This window comes from Rhodococcus sp. LB1 (assembly GCF_001583455.1).
In the GTDB taxonomy this organism is placed as follows: domain Bacteria; phylum Actinomycetota; class Actinomycetes; order Mycobacteriales; family Mycobacteriaceae; genus Rhodococcus_F; species Rhodococcus_F opacus.
Map to the genome: position 1 here is coordinate 1 of NZ_LTCZ01000338.1, position 5397 is coordinate 5397.

At 64.6% G+C, this 5397-nt stretch carries 5 protein-coding genes; 4 read left to right on the plus strand and 1 reads right to left on the minus strand.

Translation table 11 applies throughout. From position 1 onward, the window contains the following. Window positions 1–345: 345 nt before the first annotated feature. Window positions 346–1839 (plus strand): MDR family MFS transporter, encoded by a 1494-nt coding sequence (locus AZG88_RS34740; protein WP_005241311.1) that lies wholly within the window; start codon window positions 346–348, stop codon window positions 1837–1839. 747 nt (window positions 1840–2586) lie between these two features. Beyond that, window positions 2587–2754, plus strand: a complete 168-nt coding sequence (locus tag AZG88_RS54525) for a hypothetical protein (protein ID WP_231914297.1) — start codon at window positions 2587–2589, stop codon at window positions 2752–2754. A gap of 473 nt (window positions 2755–3227) precedes the next feature. Here the strand turns inward: AZG88_RS54525 and AZG88_RS34750 are convergent, their stop codons facing one another. Then, window positions 3228–4214: a GlxA family transcriptional regulator gene (locus tag AZG88_RS34750; RefSeq protein ID WP_005241314.1), complete on the minus strand. Its 987-nt coding sequence runs from the start codon at window positions 4212–4214 to the stop codon at window positions 3228–3230. A 125-nt stretch (window positions 4215–4339) separates the two neighbouring features. On the opposite strand from AZG88_RS34750, the gene AZG88_RS34755 reads away from it, so the two are divergent. Together AZG88_RS34755 and AZG88_RS34760 are read left to right on the plus strand one after the other, a co-directional pair. Next, entirely contained in the window at window positions 4340–4978 is a 639-nt protein-coding gene (locus AZG88_RS34755) for an HD domain-containing protein (RefSeq protein ID WP_025432467.1), read from the plus strand. Between the two features lie 101 nt (window positions 4979–5079). After that, window positions 5080–5397, plus strand: a 318-nt coding sequence (locus tag AZG88_RS34760; protein ID WP_061700371.1) for a carboxymuconolactone decarboxylase family protein, incomplete at its 3' end; no start/stop codon positions are given.

A 5397-nucleotide genomic window follows, 5' to 3' on the forward strand; every position in this document is an offset into this window, starting at 1 on the left:
TCAGGAAAGATCGAGGCTAGGGGCCATTCCACCCGCGGCCGCCGACGAGGGGACGACGGAGAAGGTGTGGTCCCGCGTCGAGTCGGGGTTCGATGTTTCCGAATCCTGGTGCGCTCGGAAAGGAGATGCCGGCGCCGTTCATTCGTACACAGCGAAGACCAGCGAGCGGGCCCCCCAGTCTCACCCGCCGCCGAGCTGGGCGGCCCGCGTCCCGCGTCGCCCCGAAGTCGGCACGGAAAAAACAATTGGCGGCAGAGCCGGGGGTCGGTAGATTCGGTGGCTGCCCTGCCCCTTTTCCGTCGTTCGCCGGGATGCCCTCAGTTCCCACCATCCGAAAGGTCCACCGTGACCGAACCCACTGGCCTCGTGAACGACGAGGCAAGAGCCGACGACCGAATCGAACGCCGAGACCTCCAGGTGATCGGTGTCCTGTTGGTGGCCAGCTTCGTGGTGATCCTCAACGAGACGGTGATGAGCATCGCCATCCCGGTCCTCCAGGTCGAATTGGGCGTACATCCCAGCGTGGGGCAGTGGCTGACGACCGCATTCATGCTCACGATGGCGGTGATCATCCCGCTCACCGGCTATCTCATCCAGCGCATCCCCACGCGCACTCTGTTCGTGCTCGCCATGTCGCTGTTCACGGCGGGAACGCTGATCGCGTTCGCCGCACCAGGCTTCGGTGTGCTGTTGTTCGCCCGCATCGTGCAGGCATCCGGGACAGCCCTCATGCTGCCGCTGCTGATGACGACGATCATGACACTGGTGCCGCCCGCCCGCCGCGGCGCGATGATGGGCAACATCTCCATTGTCATCGCGGTTGCGCCTGCTCTCGGCCCCACCCTGTCCGGTTTCATCCTCGACCACTTCGGGTGGCGTTGGATCTTCGGATTCGTTGCCCCCATCGCATTGGTCACATTGGTCCTCGGCGCCCGATTCGTTGTTTCGGTGTCCGAGACGACCAAGGCCGGCATCGACATCCTGTCGATCCCCCTGGCGGTACTCGGATTCGGTGGACTGGTGTACGGCCTGGTGAGCATCGGCGAATCGGCCCAGGAATCCGCGACTATCCCGGTGGGGGTGCCGTTCCTCATCGGTGCGGTCGCGATGTCCGGGTTCCTCGCCCGACAGCTCCGGCTGCAACGCGAGGACCGCGCCCTGCTGGACCTGCGCGTGTTCGGATACCGCCAGTTCAGCATCTCGGTCGTCGCGATGCTGGTCGGCATGGCAACGATGATGGGCACCTTCATCATCGTTCCCTACTTCGCGCAGTCGGTGATTCACCTCGATCCATTCGAAACAGGTCTCATCACACTGCCCGGCGGCCTTCTGATGGGTCTGGCGGGACCGATCGTGGGCCGCATCTACGACCGGCGCGGTCCTCTCGTGCTGGTCATCCCCGGCTCGATCCTCGTCAGCATCGGAGTGTGGATGCTGACGACGTTGAACACGTCCACCTCATTGTGGTGGTTGCTGTTGTCGAACATGGCGCTGTGCCTCGGCCTGGCGGCGACCTTCACACCGCTGATGACATCGGGATTGGGATCGGTGGCCGCTCACCTGTATGCGCACGGCTCCGCAGTGGTGGGCACGTTCCAGCAGGTGGCCGGCGCCGCCGGTACGGCACTGTTCGTCACTGTAATGACGGTCGTCGCCTCACGATCCGATCACCCTCACGATTCACCGGACGCCATCGCCGAGGGGGTGCGAATGGTCTTCCTTGTCGCCGGGATCCTCTCATTCGTGCTGATCGCCGCATGCGCCTTCGTGCGCAAACCGGTGAACCCGGTAGATCACGCACACCCTGCATCGGTGGATGCGCCCGCGCAGGGGACCTGAACGGTGGCGCGTGCTGAAGGTCGGAGCCCGAGCCAGAGTTCGCAGCATTTCAGTGGCAAGTTCCCTCGATGGATGTGTTGCGGATGTCGCTCGTGACGGATTCGTTCTCGCGGTGCTGCGGTCACCGTGGCGTGAGAAGCCGGCCGTTGTCGTCGCCATGAGTGACGGACGCCGGATTCCGTGCGCCCATCCCAGCCTCGGTTAACGATCTCTCACCGATCCGCAACCGGTGAGGTTCCGCAAACGGCGGGCGACACTGTGAGATGACGACTGGTCTCACGGTCGAACTCCTGGACACGTTCCCTGGCCGCATGTTCTGCGAGTGGCCTCATATGAATGGGAAAGCTTCGGTTCGGTGACGTGAAAGGTGGCCGCGATGACAGACGCATCACCGGAGCGTCCCGTGCGCTGCGGGTTCCGAAGGTCCGGAGCAGTGGCAACCCGGGTACGTAACGGATCTCTGCGCCGCCGGTGAGGTCGACCCGTTGATTGTTGATTCAGGAGTACTGGGTTTGGGCCGGTGAGCGATTGGCCGGGATGCTCGGTCGCCCTGTGCGGGCGGATTCCGCAGATCGGATGCACGGGGGCGTTCATGGCAGAGCTACCGACGATCATCGGGCCCCGGGGCCGATTGTTGGTGGCTGGAAGCCAAGTGGCGATTGTGTGGCGCGGGCGTTGGTGGGGCGGCTGCTCGATGATGTACGCAGAGAGGGGTTTGTCACGGTTCGTCTCGAGTCGCTTCGTTTCATGACGGCGGCGCACGCGTTGTATCGGTCCCAGGGATATATGGAGACGCCGCCGTTCGCCGGGTCGGAAGCGGGGAGCGCTGGGCTCGAGTCAGGGGCGGTCTTCATGGAGCTCGTCCAGCGGTACGTGTTGACGAGGCTGGTGGCCGTGATCGGCGCGCACGGGTGACAGTGAACGCACTCCGGCCTGCATGGGTACTCCCATACTTGTCGCCATGTGCGGTGTCAGGGTAGCCACCGCGCGGGCTGTTGCCATGCGTCGGGCTGCGCGGCGGCATTCGTCGAGAAACCGCCCCCGAACTGGCCATTGAGGTCAGTCTGGGTGTGGTTTAACGTGGATGGTGCGAGCCGTATCCCGTCGGGTCGAGACTTGACATTCCGGGATACGACTCGCCTTGGGATCAGCGCAGCTCTCGGCCGTGGCAGACACAACGACCACACGGTGCCGTCGTGAGAAGCGCCAATCAGCAGTGACACTGAGCGGCGTGACGGGAGATCGTCACGCACCGCTCCATGGACGCCCGTGGGGTGCGCCCGACCTACGGGCAGAGGGCGGCGATGGTTCGACGCCCGGCCGAAGTTGGCCGGTGTCCAGGAAGTGACGCCCGATGATCGTCATTCCGTTCGGTACGGTGGCCATGGTTATCCTGCGTCCGTGCGGTGTGCGGTGCCGAAGCGGTGTTGGTACGCGGTCGGTGACATCGACAGCTCTCGTGCGAAGACTCTTCGTAGGCTTTCGTAGCTGGGGAATCCGGCGAGTGATGCTGCTTGTGTTGCGTTGTGTCCTTGGTCGAGGAGGGCCTTTGCCATGTCGAATCGGATCAGTTCGACGTATCGGGCTGGCGTGGTGGACAGTTCGGTGCGGAAGAGTCGGGTGAGGTGTCTGGGGCTCATGTTGAGGTGTTCGGCGAGTTCGGGGAGCGAGTGGTTGCCGGCCGGGTCCGCGGTTACCAGATCGACGATTCGGCGGAGGGCTGGTGTGCGCGGCGGCGGGCCTTGGAGTGGGGCGGAGAACTGTGATTGTCCGCCCGCGCGCTGCAGGTAGACCACGAGGCGTCGGGCGACGTCGCGTGTCAGGTCGGGGCCGTGGTCGTCTTCGACGAGTGCCAGCGCGAGGTCGATGCCGGCGCTGACGCCTGCGGACGTGTAGGTGGTGCCGTCGCGAACATAGATCGAGTCGGGTTCGACGTGGGTCGTCGGGTGTCGGACGGCAAGTTCGTGTGCGACCTTCCAGTGCGTGGTCGCGCGTTTGCCCTCCAGGAGGCCGGCCGCCGCGAGGATGAACGCCCCGGTGCAGATGGAGCCGACCCGAGCAGCTCGTGTGGCGAGGGTGTTTGTGGCGTCGACGAGGTCGCGGGCGATGGTGGTTCGGGGGTAGATGTCGCCGCCGGCGACGAGGAAGGTGTCGGGTGCCGGTTCCGATCCTGCGTCGCCGTCGACGGAGATCTTTATGCCGATGGACGATGCCACGTCCGAACCGGTCGGTGACAGGAGCGCGATCTGGTAGTCGGCGCCGCATCGATTCGCTTCCGCGAACACTTCGGCGGGGCCGGCGACGTCGAGTAGTTTCACCCCGTCGTAGACCAGGATCGCGACCCGATGTGGGTGGGGGCTGGTGTGCACGCTCATCGCCTGTCCGGATTCGGGTGGGTCATGGCCGGACCGAGGCGGCGCCGGAGGCCGGGTGTGCGGCACCGTTGAGGGACGGAGACATCGTCTGTTCTACAACATCGAAACCTGAAAGTGCAGGGCTCATGACCGAGATCATCGCAGAAGTGGAGATTCCCGAGACGCAGGCGGCGGCCGAGGCCACTGTTCTGATCAGGGAGACGACGAACCCGCTGATTTTCCATCACTCGCGGCGCGTGTTCATTTTCAGCACGCTGCGGGCCCGCGAGCTCGGCCTGCGGCCGGACCCAGAGTTGCTGTATCTGTCGGCGCTGTTCCATGACACGGGTCTGCTCAGGCCGTTCTCGGCCGTGGAGCAGCGGTTCGAGCTCGATGGAGCCGATCACGCTCGCAAGTTCCTGCTCGATCGTGGTTTCTCCGATGCCGCCGCTGAGGTGGTTTGGACGGCGATCGCGCTGCACACCACGCCGGGGATTCCCGGCCGGATGGGGGACGAGGTCGCTGCCACGAACTTCGGAGTCCTCACCGATGTGGTCGGCTTGGGTCTGGACGGGCTGGACCCGGACCAGGTCGCGGAGGTCACCGCTGCCCATCCGCGGGGTGACTTCAAGAACGAATTTCTGCGTGCCTTCGTCGACGGGCTCAGACATCGGCCGGACACCACGTACGGCACGGTGAATGCCGACGTACTGGAGCACTTCGTTCCCGGCTTCCGCCGTGTGAGCATGGTTGATCGCATCATGGGGTCGGCGTGGTCTGCGTGACCGCGACGCACCGGAAGACAGCGTGCGATCTTCTCGTTCAGCACCATCGGTGTGGGTGCCCGGACCCGCAACCATTCGACAGCCTAATCAAAAGGAACATCATGACCAGCGTGAATCTCGGCAAACAGCACCCGTCCGTCTATCAGAGCCTGACGAAGCTGGACGCGGAAGTGAAGGCGGCCCTGGCAACGGCGGAAGCAGACCCGCTCCTGGTGGAGTTGGTGAAGATCCGCGTCTCCCAGCTGAACGGCTGTGCCTTTTGCCTTCGACTTCACACCCGCGACGCCCTCGCCAAGGGGGAGACGACGGATCGACTCGCGGTCGTCGCAGCGTGGTGGGAGTCGCAGTATTTCAGCGACCAGGAGCGCGCGGCGCTCGCTCTCGCCGAACAGGTCACCGCTCTCGCCGTTCCGGAACGG